At 49.3% G+C, this 26,971-nt stretch carries 8 protein-coding genes, 1 pseudogene and 1 riboswitch (1 of these 10 cut by a window edge); of the genes and pseudogenes, 3 read left to right on the top strand and 6 right to left on the bottom strand.

What is annotated here, in order from left to right; all coding sequences use genetic code 11:
- The first annotated feature begins 357 nt into the window (after positions 1–357).
- A complete protein-coding gene (locus MKY75_RS11975; RefSeq protein ID WP_340885417.1) occupies positions 358–3,204 on the top strand; it encodes an alpha-amylase family glycosyl hydrolase in 2,847 nt (948 codons plus the stop codon).
- A 324-nt stretch (positions 3,205–3,528) separates the two neighbouring features.
- On the opposite strand, the gene MKY75_RS11970 is transcribed toward MKY75_RS11975, so the two are convergent.
- Entirely contained in the window at positions 3,529–3,753 is a 225-nt protein-coding gene (locus MKY75_RS11970; protein WP_340885416.1) for a hypothetical protein, read from the bottom strand.
- 308 nt (positions 3,754–4,061) lie between these two features.
- On the opposite strand from MKY75_RS11970, the gene MKY75_RS11965 reads away from it, so the two are divergent.
- On the top strand, positions 4,062–4,712 hold the full coding sequence (locus MKY75_RS11965) for a helix-turn-helix domain-containing protein (protein ID WP_340885413.1): 651 nt from the start codon (positions 4,062–4,064) through the stop codon (positions 4,710–4,712).
- Positions 4,713–4,861: 149 nt separating this feature from the next.
- On the opposite strand, the pseudogene MKY75_RS11960 reads toward MKY75_RS11965, so the two are convergent.
- The 4 genes and pseudogenes from MKY75_RS11960 to MKY75_RS11945 all read right to left on the bottom strand — a co-directional run bounded on the left by MKY75_RS11960 (position 4,862) and on the right by MKY75_RS11945 (position 6,796).
- Positions 4,862–5,176, bottom strand: a pseudogene (locus tag MKY75_RS11960) (DMT family transporter).
- A 3-nt stretch (positions 5,177–5,179) separates the two neighbouring features.
- A complete protein-coding gene (locus MKY75_RS11955) occupies positions 5,180–5,521 on the bottom strand; it encodes a DMT family transporter (protein WP_340885412.1) in 342 nt (113 codons plus the stop codon).
- Between the two features lie 95 nt (positions 5,522–5,616).
- Positions 5,617–5,713: riboswitch (guanidine-I (ykkC/yxkD leader) on the bottom strand.
- Between the two features lie 85 nt (positions 5,714–5,798).
- Entirely contained in the window at positions 5,799–6,317 is a 519-nt protein-coding gene (locus MKY75_RS11950) for a GNAT family N-acetyltransferase (RefSeq protein ID WP_340885411.1), read from the bottom strand.
- 26 nt (positions 6,318–6,343) lie between these two features.
- Positions 6,344–6,796, bottom strand: a complete 453-nt coding sequence (locus MKY75_RS11945) for a MarR family winged helix-turn-helix transcriptional regulator (RefSeq protein WP_340885407.1) — start codon at positions 6,794–6,796, stop codon at positions 6,344–6,346.
- 114 nt (positions 6,797–6,910) lie between these two features.
- Between MKY75_RS11945 and MKY75_RS11940 the strand changes: the two genes are divergently transcribed.
- Positions 6,911–7,573 carry a YczE/YyaS/YitT family protein gene (locus tag MKY75_RS11940; RefSeq protein WP_340885403.1) on the top strand — a complete coding sequence of 221 codons (663 nt, stop codon included), beginning with the start codon at positions 6,911–6,913 and terminating at the stop codon, positions 7,571–7,573.
- Between the two features lie 820 nt (positions 7,574–8,393).
- Here the strand turns inward: MKY75_RS11940 and MKY75_RS11935 are convergent.
- Positions 8,394–26,971 carry the end of a non-ribosomal peptide synthase/polyketide synthase gene (locus tag MKY75_RS11935; protein WP_340885401.1) on the bottom strand. 23,590 nt of this gene lie beyond the right edge of the window, so only the last 18,578 of its 42,168 coding nucleotides appear in the window; its start codon lies beyond the right edge, outside the window — the gene reads right to left on this strand; the stop codon is at positions 8,394–8,396.

The following is a 26,971-nucleotide window of genomic DNA, read 5'->3' as shown; positions in this document are numbered from 1 at the left end:
ATTTCCAACGGCCTTTTTTCCCCCTCATTATTATTCACTGTGCCTTCAAGACTTTTTGGACGTTGACTTCAATTACGAACTGGTTTTCTTAGATTTGAATAATGTCCCTGCAATTGCATTGACTAGTAAAAGTATGGTTGATATAATCATAAAAGGAAAAATCATTGGCATAGTGCCCTGTGGATGTTTTTTTCATATTTTCTTTTGTAAGCGCGTACAATGATTTATTTCCCTACATACCATGGAGGAGGCGATCAATGAATCTATTTTATCCAAATAAATGCCTTTCTTTTTTTTACTTTTAATGCAACCGGTTGCAAAATCCATTCCACTAAATATTATCAGGAGGTTGTTAACTTGCTAAGAAAAAAAACTGGGCGTTTTATTTCTTGGTTGATTATTTTATCGCTTTGCTTCAACTTCTTCGGCTTACCCGGCGTAGCTTCGAGTAACAACGATTATACAGCCACCTACACGAATTCCACAGCGACTGCTCTTCCATCGACAACCGCTTCGATCACGTCTACCGTTACCGCAACGTATGCACCTACCACAACAACTAAATCAACTCAAACTGGGTTAACGGTTCACTTTAAGAAACCTTCAAGCTGGAATTCAGCGATTCGAATCCATTACTGGAATCTGAATCCGGCAACCGTTCCGATAAGCGGGGCGTGGCCGGGAATCCTGATGAAGTCGGATGGAAATGACTGGTACAGCTACACCATTGCCGATGCCACAGGCTCAAGCCTCATTTTCAATGACAGTAGCGGCAAACAAACGGCCGACTTGTCCCGCAGTGTGAAAGAGGGCTGGTATTACACAGATAACACATGGTATGATGTCAGCCCGGAAATGCCTAAAATTCCGGCGATTTCCGCCTCTCCTGTACCCAAAACATATGATTCGTCCCAAACGGTGACGCTTTCCAGCACCAACAGTGACGATAAGATTTACTATACGATAGATGGTTCGACACCTACGACATCCTCGACCTTGTATACCTCTCCAATCCAAGTTGCTTCCTCTTTGACCATTAAGGCCTTCGGTATCAACTCAATCGGTCAAACTGGAAATGCATCCTCTTTTGATTATGTAATTGACCTGAATGCAGATCTGCAAGCTCCGACAATCACAGCGAATTTGCCTGCCGGGCATTCTGATTCCTCGGTGACTGTATCCTTTAACCTGAAAGATAACAAGGCGGCAACGACCAAGGCATACTATACGGAGGATGGTACAGAACCAACCACAAGCTCAAAAGTCTATATTCTCGGCAACGCACTGACCGGATTGACTGGACCGTCTATTCTTATCTCCAAGACTACGACATTAAAATTTCTCGTTATAGACGGCGCTGGTAATCAAACCAAGCAGAGCTTTGTTTATAATATTGGAAATAAGAAGGATTTTCGGGAAGACACCATCTATTTCGTGATTACTTCTCGGTTCTATGACGGTGATCCGAGCAACAACGTGCACGCATGGGATGATGGAAAGGCGCGCAATCCAGATTCGGACCCGGCTTGGAGAGGAGACTTTAAGGGGCTGATTCAAAAGCTCGATTATATCAAAGCCCTCGGATTCAGCGCCATCTGGATTACACCTGTTGTGCAAAATGCCAGCGGTTATGATTACCATGGTTACCATGCTTTAAATTTTGCCAAAGTAGACCCACGGTATGAATCGGCGGGAGCTTCTTATCAGGATTTGATCAATGCAGCCCATGCCAAAGGGCTGAAGGTTATTCAGGACATCGTCGTCAATCATACGGGTAATTTCGGTGAAGAGAATCTGTACCCCATGTTCAAGAAAGATCCGGCTAAACCGGATACTGCTAACAACTTGGTGAAAACTACGGATAAGCTGCCACCAAACTATGATACTATGACACCCGATCAGCAGTATCAGGCAAGGCTCGCCTTAATGAAGAACGAGGGAACGAACAATAACATTTACCATACAGAGAAAAGTCTTTCCTGGGAATCCTATACGGTTCAGACTGGTCAGATAGCGGGAGATTGCGTGGATTTGAACACGGAAAACCCTGCAGTTAACAAATATTTAATTGATACCTACAATCACTATATTGACATGGGTGTTGACGCTTTCCGTGTCGATACGGTGAAGCATGTGAGCCGGTATATTTTCAATAAATACTATATTCCTGCCTGGAAAACAAGAGGCGGCTCGGATTTCTATATTTTTGGAGAAGTAGCCACACGTTACAGAGATGTTTGGAACAGTGGAATTCCGGCGATCTCGACGCCATTCTATACTTGGAAAAGCTCGAAATCGTATCCGGGCGATGGAAAGAATGACTACGCCTCCAATAAAGCGTCAGTTGAACAAGAGTGGACGGACAACTCTACTACAGCAGGACAGCCAACCTCGAACAATGCTCTCTTAAACGGAAATACCTATCATACGCCTGACTATTCGATGAAATCGGGCATGGATGTGATTGATTTTCCAATGCATTGGGCATTCAAGACCGCGCATGAAGCATTCAATATGAGAAGTGGCGACCAATACTATAATGATGCTACGTGGAATGTAACCTATGTCGACTCGCATGACTATGCTCCTGACCAGGCTCCGGAAAATCAAAGATTCGCGGGCACACAGGACACTTGGGCTGAGAATCTCGATCTGATGTTCACCTTCCGCGGAATACCCGCTATCTTCTACGGCTCCGAAATCGAGTTTCAAAAAGGGGCAACTATTGATACAGGTCCAAACGCACCGCTAAGCAAAACGGGACGAGCATATTTCGGCGATCACGTGGAAGGCAATGTTACGGTACAAGATTATGGCAAATACACAAATGCTACTGGCACGCTTGCGGAATCGCTCAACCATCCTCTGGCGAAACATATCAGACAGCTTAATTTAATCAGAAGAGCTGTTCCCGCCTTGCAAAAAGGCCAGTATTCCACAGAGAATGTGTCGGGCAATCTGGCGTTTAAGAGAAGATATACCGACAGTGCCAAAGGCATTGACAGCTTTGCATTGGTCACGATTTCAGGAAACGCCACGTTTACCGGAATTCCGAACGGAACCTATGTGGATGCGGTGACCGGTGATTCCAAAACCGTTACTGATGGCAAGATTACCCTGACATGCTCCGGCAAAGGAAATGCAAGGGTATATGTATTGAATGGTAGAGGTGGAATTGGAGAAACGGGAACCTATCTGAAGTAAACGGTAGTATGTCTTAGATAACTGAAGCAACCTCAGTTCGGTATTGCACTGTGCTAAGGTTGCTTCCAATTAAAAAGTATATCTAAGAGAGAGAGTCAGGATATTGCTCTGAACTAAATTTTTAATGGATGGGAGTGAACCAAGATGCCCCAACGACAGCTTCTATGTGCGTAAATTCTTCCGTATATTTAATGACCAACAACCATCAAGTATTAGCGGTTATCCCGCCCCTAGAACTGATAAAGCGTGAGCACGTACCCTGCTCTCTTGTCCATTCCGTTGTTGTTTATCCCCCCTGCATTGCTCCCCGAAGGATAGAGGCTATCAGACGCTTAATGTATGAAAAAAATGATTTAGATGGTCGGCAAACAATTTAGGATTTTCCATAGCGGCGAAATGACCGCCTTTATTCGCTTTCTCCCAGTACGTAATATTATAGACGCGTTCTACCCAGCTTCGGGGAGGCGTGGGCAGCTCCTTGGGAAATAAGGAAACCCCTGTTGGAACAGTAACACGCTGACCTTCGGTGAAATGCAGTTTATTATTCACGCGATCCCGAGACCAACGACTGTTGGATAACAGCTTTGGTGTACGTACATGGTATAGAATTCGCGCAGGTCAGTGTTATGGAACTGGATCGTAAATTTACAGATATTGATTTTGAACTGAGTGCAATTTCTTTGTGAGCTGGTTTCGGTAGAATTGCAAAAGAACGACTTTTATAATTGTAGTCAAGGAATGATGCATAGCTTTTTGCTTTCCGAACTGCTCACAGGCGAGCTCAATGATGCTAATGTCATCGCAATGCGACTGGCTCATCTGGACTGGACGCTTACACCTACCTAAGAGTGATGACCTTGACAGACCTGAAGAACAGCTTTTTTGACGGGAAAGTTCAGTTAGTTGCACAGCATATGATCCAATTGCTACCGGATAGCCGCTGGATCGTATATCAGGGACGCATTGTATTTCTCATTTCCCTCGTTGATTCATCCTGTAAAATCATTGCTGAAGACAAACGATTTCTGGAATTTCTCCAAGTAAACGATCTAACTGCTTCGCTGAGTGACTGCTTTAGTCATTTAACTTTTTTGCGAAAATATTATAAGCAATGCCTAACCGCCGTCGAGATTGGTTTCCAACTTAATTCAAACAAGTCAGTGTATATGTATGAGGACTATCTCTTCGAGCATATTGGAAAGATCATATCGGAACAGAACGATCTCGCTGACTTCTGCCATCCAGTTATCCAAAAGTTAATTGCTTATGACAATGGCCACAAAACAAGTTTACTGCCCACCCTTGAAGCCTATCTTCAATATGTGGACACTCCAAATCTTGCTGCTAAAACATTTTTTATTCATAGAAATACTTTGTTCTATCGAATCAACAGGATACGTGAACTTTTCGAGATTGATCTAAGCGATGGTGATATTCACCTGAAGCTTCAAATGACTCTTCATTTTCTAAAACTGAAAACACAACGCGGCGATCCTCAAGATCAGTGATAGAAGGCTAAGAATATGCAAAAAAACATGCAGACAAAATTTCTTGTCGATACTTTGTCTGCACGCTGGTCTTTTCTAGCTACCATAAGCATTCAGATAGTTCGCTGCTGTTCTAAGATGAGCAGCAGTTTTTCTAATTCCATCATTATTCAGCTTACCAGCTTTAGGCCAACTGCTGAACCGAGTACCATCGCGATGAACAGAATTCTCGCGGTATTACGCGGCTCACTGTAGAAGATCATGCCCAATATGGCTCCTCCAGAAGCTCCAATACCGGTCCAGACAGCGTAGGCCGTTCACATTGGTAGTGTTTCCATGGCAAGGGATAGAAACAAAAAGCTCAATCCAAAGCCTGCAAGCAAGTAAAAAGCAGACAGGAAATTCCGGTCTTTATGGAGTTTATTAATCATGAGAACTCCCATCATCTCAAATACGCCTGCCAAAATAAGAAATACCCAGTTCATACGTCAGTGCACCTCTTTTCCTTGTTTCTTCTCTTTGCTCTGTATTTTGAGCCCTACAACTCCGAGCAGAAGCACCCCAATTAGCAACAATTTAGATCCCTGTACCTCAGCACCAAACAACAAAATTTCTGCTAATACAGTGCCGGCCGTTCCCAATCCGACAAATACTGCATACACCGTACCTACCGGAAGCGTACGGGAAGTCATAATCATGAGTATGAAACTTACTAAAATGGCAACTAAAGTGCCCCCCCACTCTAACCAGCCGCTGGCATGTTTCAGGCCGATGACCCATCCAACTTCGAATAATGCCGCAACTACAACAGATAACCATGTCTTGTTCATTCTGTGCTTCCTCCTTTTAGATAATGCTGCAAATGTAGTATGAATTTATAGCAGCAATAAAAAAAAGCCTGAGAGAATACTGCATACAGCAGTTTTTCTCCCAGGCTTTTATCCCTCCGTGGCACAGTACGACGACTGTGAGTTTTCTCTCGGACCAGCCGATATTATCGCGGAACCCTAGAAAACATTTTTGAATTCAATTTTATAGTTAACATTATACATATTAGTGAATAAAACACAATATAAAATCAATAAAAATTCGTATATCTCCCTAAACTTATATCATTGTTTTGGTCATTATGAAATCAATTTGTTCTTCATCACCCATATAAAAAGAGTGTGCGCCAGTTTGAACAAACCCCATTTTCTTATAAAAAGCAATGGCGTTTTCATTTTTTTCCCATACACCGAGCCAGATTTTCTTTTTATTATGTTCCATTGCAATTCCCATAGCTTTATTTAGCAGATATTTACCAAGCCCATGTTTTTGAGATCTGTTTTTTATATAAACCCTCTCAATTTCGAGCGACTCATTACCCATTTTTTCGGATTGGGCATTGTTCATATTTACCTTTAAATATCCAGCAAGTTCTTCATTGAAATAGATGAAAAAGAATTCTGAAGAGACGTTGGACAATTCCTCCTCCAACTGTTTAAAGTTAAATGCTCTTTCCAGATAGGCCTTCATATTTTCAGGTGAATTCAGATCCTTAAAAGTATCGTTGAATGTTTCAATACTTATTTTTTGGAGTATTTGTAGATCTTCACGGCTGCACTTTATTATTTTTACAGTCACTTTAAATTATCGCTCCTTCATGTAAATCAATAATTTCTCTTGTTCCCTTTTTTTACAAATTCCCATTCATCACCTATATTTTTTCTTACTCTTTGAAGAAGATTAAAAATGGTGTTTACTTCACTTTCCGAAAATCCCGCTAATGCAACATTATCCGAATAATCATGTTCTCTTTTTATAAAAGGATAGACTTTATTCCCTTTTTCTGTTGGAAAGAGTTTATTAATTTTTTTGTTATGCTGATCCTCTTCCTTTTCAATAAATCCGTTAATAACAAGTTTTTTTATAGCACGAGATGCGGTTGTTCGATCTACTTTTATCATCTCAACTAACTTTTCTTGAATGATTCCTGGGTTTTCACATATTCGTACAAGGTATAAATATTGTCCTTTTGTAAGGTCATATTCTTTGAATTCAATATTGCTTATAGAATCTAATGCTCTTGCGATCATTCCAATTTCACGAAGTACTTCCTTCATAATGGACTCCTTTACCCCTGTTTTGTTGCAAATGCAATAAAAATGATATATATTGAATTTACCTTATTTTTATTGCATTTGCAACAAAAAAATATATTAAAGAGGTCGAGTAAATTGAAATATATTTTTTTCGTATTAGGAATTTTTATATTATCCCTTGGAATTTCGTTCACTATACAATCAGACCTTGGGGCTTCACCTTTTGATGCACTTTTAGTAGGACTGTCTATAAATGTGGGGCTTACTGTGGGAAGTTGGGAAATCATAATAGCTATAATATTGATAGGTTGTAATTCGCTTTTAAAAAGACAAACACCAGAAGTTTTGGGGTTGTTAACAGCATTTATAACGGGTATTGGTATTGATATGTGGCTTTTTTTACTGCACAATTTGATAACACCTGAACTATGGTACAGCAAAGTTGTTTGTTTTGGAATTGGTTTAGTTGTTGTAGGATTAGGAACTGCAACATATTTACAGACAAATTTTGCACCCATTCCAGTTGATCGATTAACATTAATCATAAAGGAATTAACTAAAACAAATCTATTTTTTTCGAGAACATTCATCTACCTTATATTCTTGATCATAGCAGTCCTTTTAAACGGACCCATTGGCATTGGAACCTTGTTAACCGTTTGTTTAGGGGGGCTAATACTCAATTACTTTATGCCATTTACTAAAAAAATACTTGACCGCATATTAACACACTCTGCTACATCACCAAATCATGAGAAAGATAAAAGATGTAATATCCAAGTTGAGACTGAAGCTTGATGCTCATATCTCTTTGTTTCGATCTTAAGTTTCTCTTGGTCGAGCTTCAGTCATAGCATTTTTTCGGGACTAACGCCTGTGCTTGTTATCCTGCCTAGCTGCTTTGTTTTGGGAAGAGACGCCGTTTTAGTGCAGCTAGTCGGATTCTGCATCATTATCCTCTCTTAGCGTCGTTAGATACAAGCGAGATCTGCAAGTAGGACAGTATCAAGACTGGCAATGGGGCATACTGGCCATCTTGTTTTATAGCCTTTGTAATTAAGATTAGACAAGTTCCTTCTTCAACAGATGTAACTTTTAATGAGCAAAACAAAAAATCAAAAAAATGAAGGGACACTTTTAGAACGTGTCTCAATTCTATCTAAAAGAAAAAATGAGTCGTCAAGAGATATTCGGCTTAATTCTTGCATTGATTGGAATTATCGTAATTAAAATGATGGTTTAATCAAATTGGTCTTTAAACTGCATATGAATCAAACCAGCAATTTCTAACAAAAGAAGACCCGCGTTATTGAAACGCGGGTCTTCTTTTGTTAGAGTTCATTGAGCTTATTCAAAGTGGTACCTTTTAAATAATCTAAACAATTCGGAGCATAAAATGGAGCTAATCCATCTTATACTCTTCCCCTAATATATAATGTGCATAATCAACCTAAACTCGACGAATTGTTTTATAATACTTAAATTTTCAAATGGAATTGTTTTTGCTATTTTTTTAATGTTAGTAGATGATCATTGTGTCGGAAAAAGAATACTTTGCAGGCAAGGGCAGTCGGACAAGCCGCCACCCTCTGCACTCGCAAAGTGAAATCATTGCATTTTAGAAAACAAAGTCGATGGAATCCGGTGAGAAGCCTTCCGGCTGCTCGTCCGAGTTCACCTGAATATCGCTTAACAGCAAATCTGGATCGATTCCAATCTGGGACAGGATCGCTATCAAATCTCTGGTTAATCTCTCAATAGCGTCAGCCCCAAATAGCTTCGTGCAATATTCAAACGAACCCTTCATCTCCCCATCTTCATCACTCATAGACAAAGTCAAATCGAATTTGGAAATACGATGCTCCCGAACATACGGGCTGAAGGACAACGTTTCAAGCTGCGCTTCCGGCGACTCTGTGTTTTCCAGTACAAACATGGTGTCGAATAACGGGTTACGGCTTGCATCCCGTGTTACATCCAGCTTTTCCACCAACTCTTCCAGTGGATAATCCTGATGCTCGAAGGCTTGCAGCGTACGATCTCTGGCTTCCTGCAAGTAGCTGTGGAACGTTTGGTTGCCCCTCGGCTGATGCCGGATGGCTAGCGTGTTGACGAACATTCCGATCAGTGGCTCCAGCTCAGGCAACAAGCGGCCTGCTACTGGCGTACCGATGATCAAATCGTCCTGACCGCTGTATTTGGACAGCAGAACGGTGTAGGCGCTCAACAGCACCATGTACAGTGTACTTCCGGTTTGTGTCGCAATTCGGTGCAGTTGCTCGGATACATTCGCGTCCACTGTAAATTCATACATCGCACCTTCGAAGCTGCGAACAGCAGGTCTAGGATAAGCAATTGGCAAATTCAGTACCGGCAACTCTCCAGCTAAATGCTCCAGCCAGAAGTGTTCCCGGCGTTGGTATGATTCACGCTGCATCTCCTGCTGTTGCCACACGGCGTAGTCTTTGTACTGAATTTGCAGCGGCTCCAATGCCTGTCCTTCGTACAGTTGTACCAACTCCTGCACGATATTGTTCGACGATACACCGTCTGAAATAATATGGTGCATGTCGTACATCAGGAGATGGCGCTCTGGTCCGGTTTGAATAAGACGGACACGCAGCAGTGGTGCCTGGCGAAGGTCAAAGCTGCGTACAAAGGACTCGATATAGGCATCGGCTTCGGACTCCCTGGCTTGCAGGTGCTCTACTGCAAACTCCACTTGATCGTACACCCGCTGTACGACCTCGCCTTCCAGCATTTCAAAGGAAGTCCGCAGCGTTTCATGACGAGCTATTAACTGACGGAACGCATCCTCCAGCCGATCGGCCTGAAGCGGTCCCTCCACGGTTAGTACACCCGGCATATTGTAGCTGAGATCCCCACCTTCCAGATGGCTCAAAATGTACAGTCTTTTTTGAGCCGAGGAAACCGGGTAGTATGCCTGTTTCGCCGCCGCAGGAATCACCGTATAGGTGTCTGTGCCGTGCGTTGCGATGAGCTGGGCTTGCTGCTCAATCGTAAAGTGTTGGAACACCTCACGCAGCGTAATCCGGCTGTCCAGTTCCTGATGGATTTTGGCCACCAGCGTCGTTGCCCGCAGGGAGTGCCCACCCACGTCAAAGAATGAGTCGGTGACTCCTACGCTGGACAGCTTCAAGACATCCTGCCAGATTTGGGCTAGCTTGGCTTCCAGCGGCGTCCGCGGTGCAACATACTCCAGGCCTCCTTCGAGACGTGCTTCCGGTGCCGGCAACGCCTTGCGGTCGATTTTCCCGTTCGGTGTCAGCGGGAAACGATCCAGTTGTACCACATACGTCGGGATCATGTAATCCGGCAGCTTCGGCTGCAGCGCATTACGCAGCTCCGGCAAACTCAGGGACGATGAAGCTATGATGTAGGCACACAGGTCCTTGTGTCCGTCTTCGTTTTCCCATGCTGTGACGATGGCTTTCTGAATGCCGTCCACGGTCAGCAGCTGCGCTTCCACCTCACCCAGCTCGATCCGGTACCCCCGGATTTTCACTTGGTGGTCAATCCGGCCCAAATACTCAATGCTGCCGTCTGGCAACCACCGGGCCAGGTCGCCCGTTCGGTACATTCGGTGTGCGTAAGTGCTGTCCGCTGGATCGGTTGCTGCCGCAACAGCGAACGGATTCAGGACAAACTTCTCTGCCGTCAGCTCTGGCAGATTCAGGTATCCTCGTCCGACACCTGCACCCCCGATATAGAGTTCACCTGCGATACCGATCGGTACCAGCTGTTGCTGGCTGTTCAGGATGTACACCGACTGGTTCGCGATCGGCGTTCCGATAGATACCGTATGCTCCCCTTTTTCCAGTAGTGCGTTCAGGGACTCCACATCTTCAATCGTATAAGCGGTCGCATCTACCGTCGTTTCGGTCGGACCGTACACGTTCGTAATCACCGGACGATACCCGGACCACTTGTGCAGGAACACTTGTACCAGCTGCACGGATAATGCTTCGCCACCGATCAGGTAATGCTTCACTTCCGGCGCTTCCGTCACACTGACGCTTTCATTCAAAATATGCAGATGCGCAGGTGTGCCGTCCGACAGATCAATCCGGTGCGTGCGGTAGTAGGCGATCAAATGCTCTCCGCTCAGACTGACGTCACGGGACACCACATGCAGAGTGTGGCCTAACAGCAAGCTGGCAAAGATTTGCTTCACCGAAGCATCAAATACAAATGCTGACAGCCATGCGACATGAAGCGGCTGTTCGTAACGGCTGTATACTCGTTTCCATAAAGCATCTACCAGATTGCTAACACTGCCCTGCTCGATCATGACCCCTTTCGGCTGACCGGTGGTGCCTGACGTGTAAATCATATAGGCCAGGTTATGCGGGCCGGCGATAGGGATCAGGTTGCTCGCATCCTGTGCTCCCAATTGAGCTTGAATGTCCTCGTCATCCAAGACTACAGCTCGAACTGTGGATGGCAAGCTGAGTGACAGATGGGCAACTCTGCTTGTAATCACGACCTTGGCCCCACTGTCTTGGAGCATGTAGTCGATGCGCTCCTGTGGATACATCGTATCCATCGGCACATACGCGCCTCCGGCCTTCAGTACCCCCAGAATGCTCACCAGAATATCCGCAGAACGTTCCAGCAATACGCCAACCGGTTGATCTGCTTCGACCCCTTCCGCTCGTAACACACGAGCCAATTGGTTCGCACGCTCATTCAGCTCAGTGTAGGTCAGCGCGGTGGCCCCAGACACAACGGCTATCCGCTCAGGGTTGCGCTCAGCTTGCTCTTCAAAGCGTTCGCTAAGCGAACGGCCTTGTAATGCTCCAAGCACGCTATGCGCATTCGGATCATTGAATACCTTCAGAATCTGCTCGGTTTCTTCCGCCGTAATCAACTCCAGCTCTCCCAGCTTCGCATCCGGATTCGCCGCCACGGCTTCGACCAAGCGAACAAAGTGACGCGTCATCCGTTCTACCGTTTCGCGCTCGTACAACGCAGTTGCATACTGCAATCCAAACTGGATGCCTGCCTCTTCCTCTCTAGCTTCCATCATCAAATCAAACTTGACTGGCGTTTGTTCCAGGCCGTATGGACGGAAGCTCAGGTTTGCCAGTTGCAGTTCGCCTTCCTCAGTCGTTTGCAGCGTAAACATCGTATCGAACAGCGGATGGCGGCTCATATCCCGCTTCACGTTCAGCTTTTCCACTAGCTCCTCAAACGGATAGTCCTGGTGCTCGTAAGCTTGCAGGGCACGCGTCTTCACATCCTCCACATAGCTTCGGAAGCTTTGCTCTGACGTCGGATAGTTCCGCAATGCCAGCGTTCCGACGAACATCCCAATCATCGGCTCCAGATCGGCATGCGGTCGTCCGGCAATTGGTGTGCCGACTACGATATCTTCTTGCCCGCTGTATTGGTGTAGGAGTGCAGTGTACGCTGCCAGCAGCACCATATACAGCGTGGAGCCTGTGTACGCCGCCAGTTCTTTCAGCCGTTCGCTGACTTCACGTTCCAATCCGAACACCACCGTATCGCCTGCCGTACTTCGCACCGCCGGACGGGCAAAGTCCGTAGGTACATCCAGCACTGGCAGCTCACCCTGGAAGGTGCCCAGCCAGTACGCTTCCTGACGTTGCATCCACTCTTGATGGGCTTCGCTTTGCTGCCATACCGCATAATCCTTGTATTGTATCCGCAATGGTAATAGCTCTTCACCGTCGTACAAGCGGACAAATTCATCGGTCAGTACACCCATGGACACGCCATCCGAAACGATGTGGTGCATATCGAGCATGAGTAAATGCTGCGGTTCCTGCTCGGTTCCTTGTACGCCCAAATCTACCAAGCCTACTCGCAGCAGCGGAGCAGCTTGCAGATCGAACGGTCGTACAAACTGCCGCACCCGTTCTTGTACTTCCTGGCTGACCATCGTGTCCGCATCCGTGGTTGTGTCCTGGTCTGTACCCATAGTCGCAGCTTCTGCCTGTACCTTTGTATATTCCAATTCAAACGGCACAGTGTCCTCAATCCATTGCATTGGCTCACTGTCCACTAGTGCAAAGCGGGTACGCAAGGTCGCATGACGGGCGATTAATTGATGGAACGCGTTTTCTACCCGCTTCACATCCAGGGGTCCGCTCACTTGCAGCACCGACGGCATGTTGTAGTTCACATCATACGGGTCGAACTGATGCAGCACATACAGTCGTTTTTGCGCCGACGATAACGGGTAGAAGTTGCGTTCTTCCGTTACTGGAATGGACGCATATGTTACTTGATCCAGATATTCCAGTACGACTGCCAATTGCTCAATCGTTGGTGCTTCAAAAATACTGCGCAATGGAAGCGGCTTGTTCAGCTCCTTGTGAATCCTCGAGGCGAGCGTCGTCGCCCGCAGTGAATGTCCACCAATCTCGAAGAAGTTTTCCTTCACGCCGACCTGCGCCAGGCCCAGCACATCCTGCCAGATTTGCGCCAACTTCACTTCCACCCACGTCCGCGGTGCGACATAGTCGGCTACGCTTTGCAGGCTGTCTTCTGGTGCTGGTAGAGCCTTGCGGTCGATTTTACCGTTCGGTGTCAGCGGCATTTGTTCCAGCTGTACCAGATAGGAAGGGATCATGTAACCCGGCAGCTTCTGGCTCAAATCGCTGCGTAGCTCACTTGCGACAACTTCCTCATCGGCGACCACATAAGCGCAGAGCTGCTTCTGCCCTTGCTCATCTTCCCGTGCGATGACCACAGCTTCTCGCACTGCCTCCAGCTTCAACAGCTGCGTTTCTACCTCGCCCAGTTCGATCCGGTAGCCCCGAATTTTCACCTGCGCATCGATCCGCCCCTTATATTCAAGCGTACCGTCCACATTTAAGCGTACCGTGTCACCTGTGCGATAGCAGCGTTCTCCGCTGCGGAACGGGCTATCAATGAACTTTTCGGATGTCAGGTCCGGACGGTTGCGGTATCCACGTGCCACCCCGTCACCGCCTACCAGCAGTTCACCCCATACCCCGACGGGTTGAAGCCGCATCGAACGGTCCACGACGTACGCTGTTGAATTATGGATCGGTCTACCAATTGGCACCGATTCCGATTGCACACCGGTGATCGCATGCACTGTGGAAAAAGTCGTATTTTCAGTCGGGCCATAGATGTTACTGATTCGAAGGGACGGATGGGCCTCCAGCACCCGGTTCATATGTGGTACGGACATCACATCACCGCCGACCAGCAGTTCCCGTATCCCCTCGAACAGCGCCAAATCCTGCTGAGACAACTGGTTAAAGAGCGGTGTGGTCAGAAACATCGTGGTAATACCGTGACTGCGCACTGCTTCCTTAAGCTTGAGCACGTCCAAAATGATATCCTGACTCACTAGCACCAGCTGTCCACCGTTTAATAGAGCGCCCCAAATTTCGAAGGTGGATGCGTCGAAAACAATAGCCCCTGTCTGCAAAATGCGCGTGTCAGCATCCAACTGCGCGTAGTTTGTATTTTTCACCAAACGTACGACATTACGATGCTCTACCATGACACCCTTCGGCTGCCCCGTCGTACCTGACGTATAAATGACATACGTTAGATCGTTCGGACCGGACAACGGCTCCAGGTTGGAACCATCCTCGTGATACACACTTTGTGCTCCATTCAGCACCAGTAACTGACCATCAAAAGCTACTTTGTCCACCAGATGGCTTTGCGTTAACAACAGCTCTACTCCCGAGTCGTCCAGCATGTAGCGGATACGCTCCTCCGGATACGTCGGATCGATGGGGACATATGCGCCCCCAGCTTTCAAAATGCCTAAGATCCCCACGATCAAGTCTACCGAACGCTCGGTCATCAGTCCCACCAAACGATCCTTCGTCACACCTTGACTACGCAAGGTGCGCGCCAGACGATTCGCACGTTCATTCAGCTCGCGATAGGTCAGCTGTTCTCCTTCAAAGAACAATGCTGGCTGTTCCGGTGTGTGTGCCGTTTGTGTCTCGAACAGGCCATGGATCGTTTGCTCGCTCGGATACTCGGCGGCTGTATTGCCCCATACGCGGAGAATTTGCTCGCGCTCCTGCGTACTTACCATATCCAGCTCCTGCACCCGAGTGTCCGGCTTCGCTACCACCTGCTCCAATAGCTGTATCAGATGGCCCTGAGTCCGCTTCACGGCTTCACGATCATATAACTTCGCATTGTATTCAAATCGGATTTTCATCGCTTCCTGCGGCATGACAACCAGATTGAAATCATAGTTGGTTTGTTCAATCATGCCGGCATTGCGAATTTCAAAATCCGACGCTGCACCTTCCCCAAGTTGCTCGACCTGCTCCTCCACCGGATAGTTTTCAAACACGATAATGTGGTTGATCAGGTCTTGCTTTTGCTCGGTCAAGGCTTGAATTTCATACAGCGGATACGTTTCATAATCTTGAGAAGTCAGCGCCTGTTTCTGATTCGTTCTGATCAGGTCGGCAAAGGTATCGTCAGCCCCACTGCGGATACGTATTGGAATGGTGTTAATGAACAAGCCCACCATGTTTTCGATCCCCGAAATCTCCGCTGGACGACCCGACACTACACCGCCAAAAACAGCGTCGTCACTACCGTTGTACTTTTGGAGCAGCAATCCCCAAGCTGTTTGCAGCAATGTATTCGGGGTCACGTGATGCTGCTTGGCCACCATCTCCATACGCCCGGTCAAGTCTTTGCCCAGATCGCACAGCACATGCTCAAATTGTGCACCGTCCGCTTTCACGCCGACTTTTCCGGTCGGAATCGAAGTTTGCTGCTCATAGCCGAGCAAATAATCCTTCCAGTAGGAAGCTGCTGCTTCTTCATCCTGTGCTTCAAGCCACTCAATATACTGACTGTATGGAGTCACGGGGGCAAGCTTCGGCTGTCTATGCTCCACGGCTGCAAAATAAGCCTCAAACACCTCATCCGTGACTAAAGCCACACACCAGCCATCCATCAAGATGTGATGAGAGCTCCACACAAAATAATAATCCTCATCACCTGTTCGTAAAATCGCCACGCGCATCAACGCATCCCGGGACAAATCAAATCCGGCTGCCTTGTCCTTGCGAATAAATTCCTTCACATACGCGTCACGTTCCTGCTCATCCAAATGACGCAAATCTTCATATCTGAAACCAACCTCCTTGCGGCGGAAAATCACCTGCACAGGCTCATCCTGCCAACCGCTGATGAAATTAGCTCTAAAGATCTCATGCCGCTGCGCCAAATGATTCAAGCTATCTTGGAAAATATCCGCTTGGAAGCGTCCGTGCAAATCAAAGGTCGTTTGTTCAAAATAAGCCCCGGATTCTGCATCCATCAGACTATGGAACAACATGCCTTTTTGCATCGGCGTCAACGCATAGACATTTTCCAGTTCCCCGATGTCACGAGTCCGTTCTACCAATTGATCCAGCTCGGCCATCGTTACATGTTTAAGCATGACATCGCTTGGCGTCAGTTCTTGCTGTTTGCGGCCTACGCAATGCGTAATGATTTCCTGCAAGCTGGTTCTGAACTGTTCAGCTAACTGCTCCATCGTTTCATGGCGATATTCCTGCTTGCTGTAGCTGATTGTCAATTGCAGCTTGCCTTCCGAAATCAGTCCGTTCATATCCAGCGTGTGCGATCTGGCTGCATGGGCGCTAAGCTCTACACCGCTAGAGTAAGAAGAGTAAGGAGATACATCCATGGACTGGCTTTGCATATCTTGATCAAATTGTCCCAAATAGTTAAAACTGATTTCAGGTTCGGTCACAAAACGCTCTGGCTCACGTGCTGCGGACAGGTATCTCAACATCCCGTAGCCAATGCCCTTTTGCGGAATGCGGCGGAGTCCTTCTTTCACCTGTTTGATGCGCTGTGAAAGGTCTTGCCCCACGCTCATATCCAGCACCACCGGGAATTGGGTCGTAAACCAGCCCACGGTGCGCGTAATATCCAGTTCTGGCAAAATGGATTCCCGTCCATGGCCTTCCAGGCTCACGAGTACTCGTTCCAGGCCCGCCCAGCGATGAATCGTCAGTCCTAAGGCGGTAAGCAGTAAATCATTCATCTCCGTGTTGTAGGCACGATGCGCCTGTTTTAACAACTGCTCCGTTTCCTGAGCTGTCCACGTAACTGTCATGTTCTCGCTGTCCCTATTCAAGGAATGAGAAGGGGACTCGTCTTTTGGAAGCGGCTGATATACGCCATGTTCCATTTCCTTCCAGAATTCAAGTTCTGCTGCCATAGCCGGACTATTCGCATATCGAGACTGCCCATCCGCCCAGGTGCGGAACGAATCCGTTTTGTGCGGAAGGCGAGCCGTTTGTCCGTTCAATGCCTGCTCGTAGGCGGTTGTAATATCCTCGAACAAAATGCGCCAAGATACGGTATCCACCACCAAGTGATGAATCGCCATCAGCAAATGATCACCATCTGGGCAATGGAACAGCCCCAGTTTCACCAGCGGTCCTTCGCTTAACTGAATACCCGCCTGAATTTCATTCACTTTAGCCTCGATCGCCGCTGACACCTCAGTCTCATGGCTGAGGTCTATACGTTCCAGCGTATACAGCTCGCCCTCCCCAATTGCGCGATTCCAGGCTTCATATCCGTGCTCCGTAGGACGGAAAACGATCCGCAGTGCGTCGTGATGGCTAACGATTTGATCCATCGCCGTGCGCAGGGCCGGTTCATCAAAACCGTCCTTGCTATGCAGCATGATGGACTGGTTATGATGATGAGCATCCGTCAGGTTTTGCTCAAAGAACCAGTGTTGAACAGGTGTCAGCTTCACAGCGCCCACCACTTCGCTCTGATCCGCCAATCGGGTCACCGATTGAACTTTCAGTGCCAATGCAGACACGGTTGGATGACTGAACAGGTCTTTCATCTCCAGTCGATAACCTGCTTGCAGCAATCGGGAGGATACTTGCAAGGCCTTGATCGAATCGCCACCCAGTTCAAAGAAGTTATCCTGCGCACCTACCGCTTCCACGCCGAGCACCCCGGCCCATACCGCAGCCAGTACTTGCTCCACCGTGGTACGCGGTGCCACATAGGCTGCACCCGTATGGATGCTTCCTTCCGGTTCCGGCAAGGCCTTACGGTCGATTTTACCGTTGCTGGTCAGCGGGATCGTCTCCAGTCGCATCAAACGTGCAGGCACCATGTGCGCTGGCAGTCCGGCTTCCAGTTCGGCCTGTACCTCCTCGATCCGCAGCTCAGCTTCTCCTGTGATGTATCCGCACAAGTACTTGTGTCCACGCTCATCCGTCCGGTCGATGACTACCGCTTGACGTACACCCGGCACCCGCTGGATCGCCGTTTCGATCTCGCCCAGCTCGATCCGATAGCCCCGGATTTTCACTTGATAGTCCATCCGGCCGATAAAGTCCACATTGCCGTCCGGCATCCATCGCGCCAAGTCACCTGTGCGGTATAATCGTTCACCTGGCACGAACGGATTGGCTACGAATTTCTCGGCCGTCAGGTCCGCAAGGTTCAGGTATCCCCGTGCTACCCCAATTCCACCGATGCACAACTCGCCCAGTACGCCGATCGGCACCGGATTCAGCTGGCTGTCCAAGATGTAAAACCGTGCATTCAGCCACGCCTGACCAATCGGTACACTGCCACTGTCCGGCAGCTTCAACAGTTCTTCGTCGTAGAAGCTAGAGTCGATCGCCGCTTCCGTAACGCCGTAGCTGTTCATAACGCGAATATCTGCGCCAAATCGTTCTTGCAGCACCCGGTAATCCGTCACGCTGCAGCTATCCGAGCTGGTAATCAGCAATTCCAGACTGCTCATGTCCAGTCCCTGCTCATATACATGCTGCATAAACGGTACGATCAAGGCCGGTGTCGATTCGAACACCGTAATCTGATAGTCGTGAATCCAGCCATACAGACGGCTTGGGTCAATCCGGTCGTCTTTCGGACAGATAACCATTGTGCCGCCGTTATAAAGCGTCCGCGCGATATCACCGACGAACACGTCGAAGGAGAAGCTCGCCAGTTGCAGCAGTCGTACCGGGAACTGGTTCAGACGGTAATCCCGGCGATAGGCCGCAGCCGTATTCACCAAGCTGCGATGCTCGATCATGACGCCCTTCGGACGTCCCGTTGTTCCCGACGTGTAGATCACATACGCCAGATCCTGCGGTTCGTTGATGTGATTGACGTCTGTGGTATCTCCGGTGTACAGCGACTCATCGTCCAGTGCCAGTACGGTGTGCAGACGCAGCCCTGTTGCGGGTTCGGATGTAGGTTGGCTTTCCTCGAGCCATGCCTGTGCACGCTCCTGCAAGCCGATTTGGGTCAACAGTACCGTCGCACCACTGTCCTCCAGCATGAAACGAATACGTTCGGACGGATAATCTGCATCCAGCGGCACATAGGCGCCACCAGCTTTCCATACTGCCAATACACCGACCAGCATGTCCACCGAACGTTCACTCAAAATGCCAACAATCGACTCGCGTCCAATGCCTTCATTTCGCAGTCTACGGGCTAATTGGTTCGCACGCTCGTTCAGTGTGCGGTACGTCAGTTGTTGTTCCTCGTACACCACCGCCACGTGATCTGGTACAAGCTGCGCCTGTTCTTCCACATAGGTATGGAATAAGGCTCCTGCTTCAGCAGTAACATCCGATACTCCCACATCTCCAAAACCGTAGATGATTTGTGCTTTTTCCTCGACAGTTACCATTTCCAAAGCTGCCAGTGATTGCTGCGGATGAAGAGTAATGGCACGTACGAGCTCGGTAAAATGCTGTGCCAATCGCGCGATGGTCTCAGGCTTGTACAGCGCCGTGCTGTATTCCAGACTGCACAGAATGCCTTCCGGCTGCTCCACGGCATCCAAGGTCAGATCAAATTTGGCCGTATGATTGTCTGTCGGATACGTTTTAAAGGTCAGACCTTCCAGCTCGAACTCCTGCTGCTCAAATGTTTTCAACTCAAACATCGTGTCAAACAGCGCATTCCGGCTCGTATCCCGCGTTAAATTCAGCTTTTCAACCAGCTCTTCAAAAGGATATTCCTGATGTTCGTAAGCACTGAGCGCATGCTCTTTGACCTCTTGCAAGTAATCTAGGAACGTTTTGTCGCCAGCCGGATAATTGCGGATCGCCAGCGTGTTCAGGAATACGCCTACCAAGCCCTCCAGCTCCGCATGCGGTCTTCCGGCAATCGGCGTGCCGACGATAATGTCTTCCTGTCCCGAATATTTATGCAAAAGCGTGCTATACGCGGCCAGCAATACCATGTACAAGGTGGAGCCGGTTTGCGCGGACAGCTGTTTCAACTGTTCGCTGTCCTCCAGGCTGATCGCAAATTCCAATCGCGCTCCTTCCAGACGCTGTACGACTGGTCTTGCAAAATCCGTTGGCATATCCAGCGCTGGAATGTCACCAGCCATCGTGTTTAGCCAATAGCTTTCCTGCTCACGAAGCCGCTCACTTTGCATATCTGCATGCTGCCAAACCGCATAGTCCTTGTACTGAATACGGAGTGGCGGCAGTTCCTTGCCTTCATACAATTGAGAGAACTCCTGCACGATAATTCCTTCCGTGACGCCATCCGAAATAATATGGTGCATGTCATAGAGCATGACGTGACGCTCCGGTCCGGTTTCCACCAGCTGAACCCGCAGCAATGGTGCTTGTGCGAGATCAAATGCGCGTACAAAGTCTTGGGCATACTGCTGGGTCTCTTCTTCGCTTGCCTGCACATGCTCCACGCTGAATGCGACGCCCGATTCAATCCGTTGAATCACCTCACCATCCACCATCTCGAATCGGGTTCGCAGGGCTTCATGACGGGCAATCAGCTGGCGGAAGGCTTGTTCCAGTCGCATTTTATCCAAGGAACCTTCGATAATCAACGCTCCTGGCATGTTGTAGCTAACCTCTCCACCTTCCAGGTGACTCAGCACGTACATCCGTTTTTGCGCCGAGGAAACAGGATAATATTCACGCTCCTCCGCCACAGGAATAGATACATACGTTTGCTGGGTCTGATCTTCACCCATCACCTGCACCAATTGTTCAATCGTCGGATATTGGAAAATATCTCGCAGAGCCAGCTTGTAATTCAGCTCCTGATGGATTTTCGCCATCAGTGTTGTCGCGCGCAAAGAATGTCCTCCGACTTCAAAGAAATGGTCCTTAATACCGATCTGCGGATGATTCAGAACACTTTGCCAAATACGTACCAACTGCTCTTCCAGCGGTGTGCGCGGTGCCACGTACGCCGTGCCTCCTTCGAGGCGCGCTTCTGGCGCAGGCAACGCTTTGCGGTCAATTTTTCCGTTCGGTGTCAGCGGGAAACGATCCAGTTGTACGACATAGGTCGGGATCATATAGCCCGGCAGTTTGGGCTGGAGTGTGCTGCGCAGATCCGGCAAATTCAGCGCCTCCGAGGCTACGACATACGCACACAGATCCTTGTCTCCGTCTTCGTTTTCCCAGGCGGTGACGATGGCTTTCTGAATGCCGTCCACGGTCAGCAGCTGCGCTTCCACCTCGCCCAGTTCAATCCGGAAGCCCCGGATTTTGACTTGATCATCCATCCGGCCGATAAAGTCTACATTGCCGTCCGGCATCCATCGCGCCAAATCGCCTGTACGGTACAACCGTTCACCTGGTACATACGGATTCGCTACGAATTTCTCGGCTGTCAGGTCTGCACGATTCAGGTAGCCTCGTGCCACCCCGGCTCCGCCAATGCACAGCTCACCCAGTACGCCGATCGGCACCGGATTCAGCTGGCTGTCCACAATGTAGAAGCGTGCGTTCAGCCACGCCTGACCAATCGGCACATGGCCGCTGCTTGGCAGCTTCGACAGCTCTTCATCGTAGAAGCTGGAGTCAATCGCCGCTTCGGTGACGCCGTAGCTGTTCATAATGCGGATATCCGCACCAAACCGCTCTTGCAGCACTCGGTAGTCCGTCACGCTGCAACTATCCGAGCTCGTGATCAGCAGCTCCAGACTGCTCATGTCCAGCCCCTGTTCATGCACATGCTGCATAAACGGTACGATCAGGGCCGGAGTCGATTCGAACACGGTAATCTGGACATCGCGAATCCATCCGTGCAGACGGCTAAAATCAATCCGGTCGTCTTTCGGACAAATGACCATCGTGCCGCCGTTATAGAGCGTCCGCGCGATATCCCCGACGAATACGTCGAAAGAGAAGCTCGCCAGTTGCAGCAGTCGGACTGGGAATTGGTTCAGGCGATAATCCCTGCGATACGCCGCAGCCGTATTCACCAAGCTGTGATGCTCGATCATGACGCCCTTCGGCCGTCCGGTTGTCCCGGATGTATAGATCACATACGCCAAATCGTGCGGTTCGTTGATGTGATCGACGTCTGTCGTATCTCCGGTGTACAGTGACTCATCGTCCAATGCCAATACGGTATGCAGACGCAGCCCTGTTGCCGGTTCGGATGCTGCTTCGCTGTCAGACTTCGAATCTGATTTTGAGCCTAAGTTTTCATTTAGGCTGTCTCTTTCCATCGTTTCAGCACCAGCCGCTGTTTCCAACTCACCCTCAGTCTGCCCTCCGGCCAAGGCCTGTCGGCTTTCCCCAAGCCATATCTGTGCTTGCTCCTGTAAGCCGATTTGGGTCAACAATACCGTCGCACCACTGTCCTCCAGCATGAAACGAATCCGTTCAGACGGATAGTCTGCATCCAGCGGCACATAGGCGCCTCCCGCTTTCCACACCGCCAGTACGCCGACCAGCATGTCTACCGAGCGTTCACTCAAAATGCCGACAATCGACTCGCGTCCAACGCCTTCATTCCGCAATCTCCGCGCCAATTGGTTCGCGCGCTCGTTCAGTTTCCGGTAAGTGAGCTGCTCCTCCTCGTACACCACCGCCACATGATCTGGTACAAGCTGTGCCTGTTCTTCCACATAGGTATGGAACAGGGCTCCTGCTTCAACTGCGGCACCATCCGTTACTCCCACTTCTCCAAAACCGTAGATGAGTTGCTCCTTTTCCTCAACGGTTACCATATTCAAAGTTGCCAGGGGCTGTTGTGGATGGTATGCAATAGCTCGAACGATTTCCGCAAAATGCTGTGCCAATCGCGTCATGGTCTCAGGCTTGTACAACGCCGTGCTATATTCCAGACTGCACAGAATGCCTTCTGGCTGCTCCACTGCATCTAAAGTCAGATCAAACTTGGCCGTATGATTTTCCAGTGGATAGGAGCTCAAGGTCAAACCTTCCAGCAGTAACTCCTGTTGCTCCAAGGTTTTCAACTCAAACATCGTGTCAAACAGCGCATTTCGGCTCGTATCTCTCGTCAAATTCAGCTGTTCAACCAGTTCTTCAAAAGGATAGTCCTGATGCTCATAAGCACTGAGCGCATGCTCCTTCACCTCTTGCAGATAATCCAGGAACGTTTTGTCGCTGGACGGATAATTGCGAATCGCCAGCGTGTTAATGAAGATACCCACCAGATTACTGAGCTCCGCATGCGGTCGTCCTGCAATCGGCGTGCCGACAACAATGTCCTCTTGGCCCGTGTATTTGTGCAAGAGCGTAGTGTACGCCGCCAGCAGCACCATGTATAGGGTAGCGCCTGTTTGCGAAGCCAGTTCTTTCAGGCGTTCACTAACCTCACGCTCCAATGCAAATTCGATCGTATCCCCTGCCGTACTCTGCACCGCCGGACGGGCAAAGTCGGTTGACAGATCCAGTACAGGCACTCCGCCCCGGAAGGTGCCCAGCCAGTACGCTTCCTGACGCTGCATCCACTCCTGATGGGTTTCGCTTTGCTGCCATACGGCATAGTCTTTGTACTGAATCCGCAATGGCAACAGCTCTTCACCGCCATACAAGCGGACAAACTCATCGGTCAGTACCTCCATCGACACGCCATCCGAAACGATATGGTGCATGTCGAGCATGAGTAAATGCTGGGATTCTTGCTCTACTCCTTGGACACCCAGATCCACCAAGCCTACCCGCAGCAGCGGTGCAGCTTTTAGATCAAACGGACGGATAAACTGCCGGACCCGTTCTTGTGCTTCCTCGCTAATCCTCGTGTACGTAGCCGTAGTCGTACTCTCTACCTGTACCTTCGTATATTCCACCTCGAATGGCACGGTATCCTCAATCCATTGCATCGGCTCATTGTCTACCAGCTCAAAGCGGGTACGCAAGGTTGCATGACGATCAATTAGTTGACGGAACACGTCTTCTACTCGTTTCACATCCAGCGGACCGCTCACTTGCAGCACTGACGGCATGTTGTAGTTCACATCACTTGGATCAAACTGATGCAGTACATACAGTCGTTTTTGTGCTGAAGATAACGGGTAGAAGCTGCGTTCTTCTGTTACCGGAATGGACGCGTACACCACTTGATCCAGACCTTCCAGAACGGCTGCCAGTTGTTCAATCGTGGGTGCTTCAAAAATACTGCGCAGGGGAAGCGGCTTGTTCAACTCCTTGTGAATCTTCGAGGCCAGTGTCGTCGCCCGCAGCGAGTGTCCGCCAATCTCGAAGAAGTTTTCCTTCACACCGACCTGCGTGAGGCCCAGCACCTCCTGCCAAATGTGTGCCAGTTTCACTTCCACCCACGTTCGCGGTGCGACATAATCGGCTCCGCTTTGCAGGCTGCCTTCCGGTGCTGGTAGGGCCTTGCGGTCAATTTTTCCATTTGGACTCAGCGGCATTTGCTCCAGTTGTACAAAGTAGGACGGCACCATGTAGCTTGGCAGTTCCCGGCCCAGCTCACTTCTCAGCTCGCTGGCTCCTAGCTCTTGCCCCGCGACATAGTAGGCCACCATGTGTTTTTGGCCCGTTTCGTCTGCACGAGCCATGACAACCGCTTCTCGCACGGACGCTACTTGGAGCAGCTGCGTTTCGACCTCGCCCAGCTCAATCCGGTACCCCCGGATTTTCACCTGATGGTCGATCCGGCCCAAATATTCAATGTTGCCGTCCGGCATCCATCTCGCCAAATCGCCGGTGCGGTACATCCGCTCATACCCGGCTTCCCCGCCGGCAAACGGATCTTTCACAAATTTCTCGGCCGTCAGCTCCGGACGGTTCAGATACCCACGTGCCACACCGACACCACCGATGCACAACTCCCCTGCAACCCCAATCGGCTGCAATTGCTCCGTGCCTTCCTTCACGATGTACAGGCGAATGTTTTGAATCGGTTTTCCGATCGGAATGACTGCATATTCTTCCGTCGGCTCGCAATCAAAGTACGATACGTCCACCGTCGCTTCGGTTGGACCGTACAGGTTGATCAGCTTCGCTCCGGTCAGGCTCGACACGAGCCGCTGGAAGCGAGCCACATGCTGTGGCGGCAAGGCTTCACCACTGGCAAAGACATGACGCAGCGTTGCCAGTTTCGCTTGCATTACTTCCCGTGGCTGCTGCTCCACATACTCCAGGAACGCATGCAGCATGGCAGGTACAAAGTGCATCGTGCTCACGCCATCGCGGACAATGGCGTCGACGATCTCTTCCGGGTTCTTTTCCCCGCCCACGGACAACAGGCTCACCTTCGAGCCGACCAGCGACCACCAGAACAGCTCCCACACCGACACGTCGAAGGTGAAGGCGGTCTTTTGCAGGATCGTATCTTCCGCACTCAAGCCGTACCGATCATGCATCCACAAAATCCGGTTCAGAACGGAATGGTGCTCAACCATCACGCCCTTCGGTTTTCCCGTGGAGCCAGACGTATAGATGACATAGGCGACATGATGCGGCCCGGCCAGTGGCTCCAGATTCGAACCGTCTTCGTGGTAAATGTCCTTGCCAGCCTGCTCCTGACGATCCAGCACCAGCACCTTGCCGTCGAAGCTCAAGGATGCTTGCTCTGCCAGATGCGATTGCGTCAGCACCAGCTTCGCTCCCGAATCCTCCAGCATGAAGCGGATGCGGTCGGCCGGATATTCTGGATCAATTGGCACGTAGGCTCCGCCTGCCTTGAGGATCGCGTAGATGCCTACGATCATCTCTAGCGAGCGCTGAACCAGTATGCCTACCGGCTGATCCGGTTCAACACCTTCCGCACGCAACGTCCGAGCCAAACGGTTCGCGCGCTCATTCAGCTCCGCGTAGGTCAACGATTCCGCTCCACACAGCACTGCCACTTGCTCCGGTGTGCTCGCTACCTGCTGCTCGAACAGTGAACTTAACGTCTGATCTTGCGGATAATCTGCCGCCGTATCTCCCCACACCTGAACGATCTGCGCCTGCTCTTCCGGTGTCACCAATTCCAGCTCATTCACACGGATATGCGGATTATTCACGATTTGCTCGATGACATGCAGTACATGTCCCTGCATCCGCTCGATCGTAGACCGATCGTATACATTGGCGTTATATCTGAACATGATGCGGAAAAGCTCATCTGGCATCACAATCAAGTCCAGATCATAATTCGTTTGCTCAACAACCTCTACATTCGTAATTTCAAAAGCGGATGGACGAACTTCACCCAACTGCTCGACTTGCTCCTCAACCGGATAATTCTCAAATACCATAATGTGGTTAATCAGATGCTGCTTCTGCTCGGTCAGCGCCTGAATTTCATACAGCGGGAAGCTGTCATAGGCTCCTGAGGCCAGTGCCTGCTCCTGCGTTTTGCGCATGATGTCCACAAACGTGGCATTCTGTTCACTTTGAATCCGCACTGGGATCGTATTAATGAACAGACCGATCATATGCTCTACACCCGCAATATCCGTCGGACGTCCAGATACCACACTGCCGAATACAACATCCTCATTGTTGTTATATTTCTGCAAAATAAGGCCCCACACGCTCTGCATCAGCGTATTAATCGTGACCTGCTGCTGCTTTGCAATCCGGTACATCGCTTCGCTCCACGCTGGATCCAGATCTACCGTTATTTTTTCAGAAACATATTCCCTGGTTTCGTTTGCTGTAGCGAATACAGTATTAGCCGCTTGGTCTTTCGATGAAGTATCCAATCCAGGTAACAAGGTTTGCTGTTCAAAGCCTGCCAAATAGCTGCTCCAATACTCTTTTGCCGCACGTTCATCCTGACGCTCTAGCCATTCGATATATTGGCCATATGGTGTGATATGAGCAAGCTCCGGCTGTTTCTGCTCCAGCAGCGCAAAGTACGTACCAAACACTTCGCCTGTAACGAGCGATAAGCACCAGCCATCCATGACAATGTGATGGAAGC

The organism is Paenibacillus sp. FSL L8-0663 (assembly GCF_038008125.1).
In the GTDB taxonomy this organism is placed as follows: domain Bacteria; phylum Bacillota; class Bacilli; order Paenibacillales; family Paenibacillaceae; genus Paenibacillus; species Paenibacillus polymyxa_D.
The sequence above is the reverse complement of the archived record's forward strand: the minus strand, read 5'-3'. Positions and strand labels throughout refer to the sequence as shown.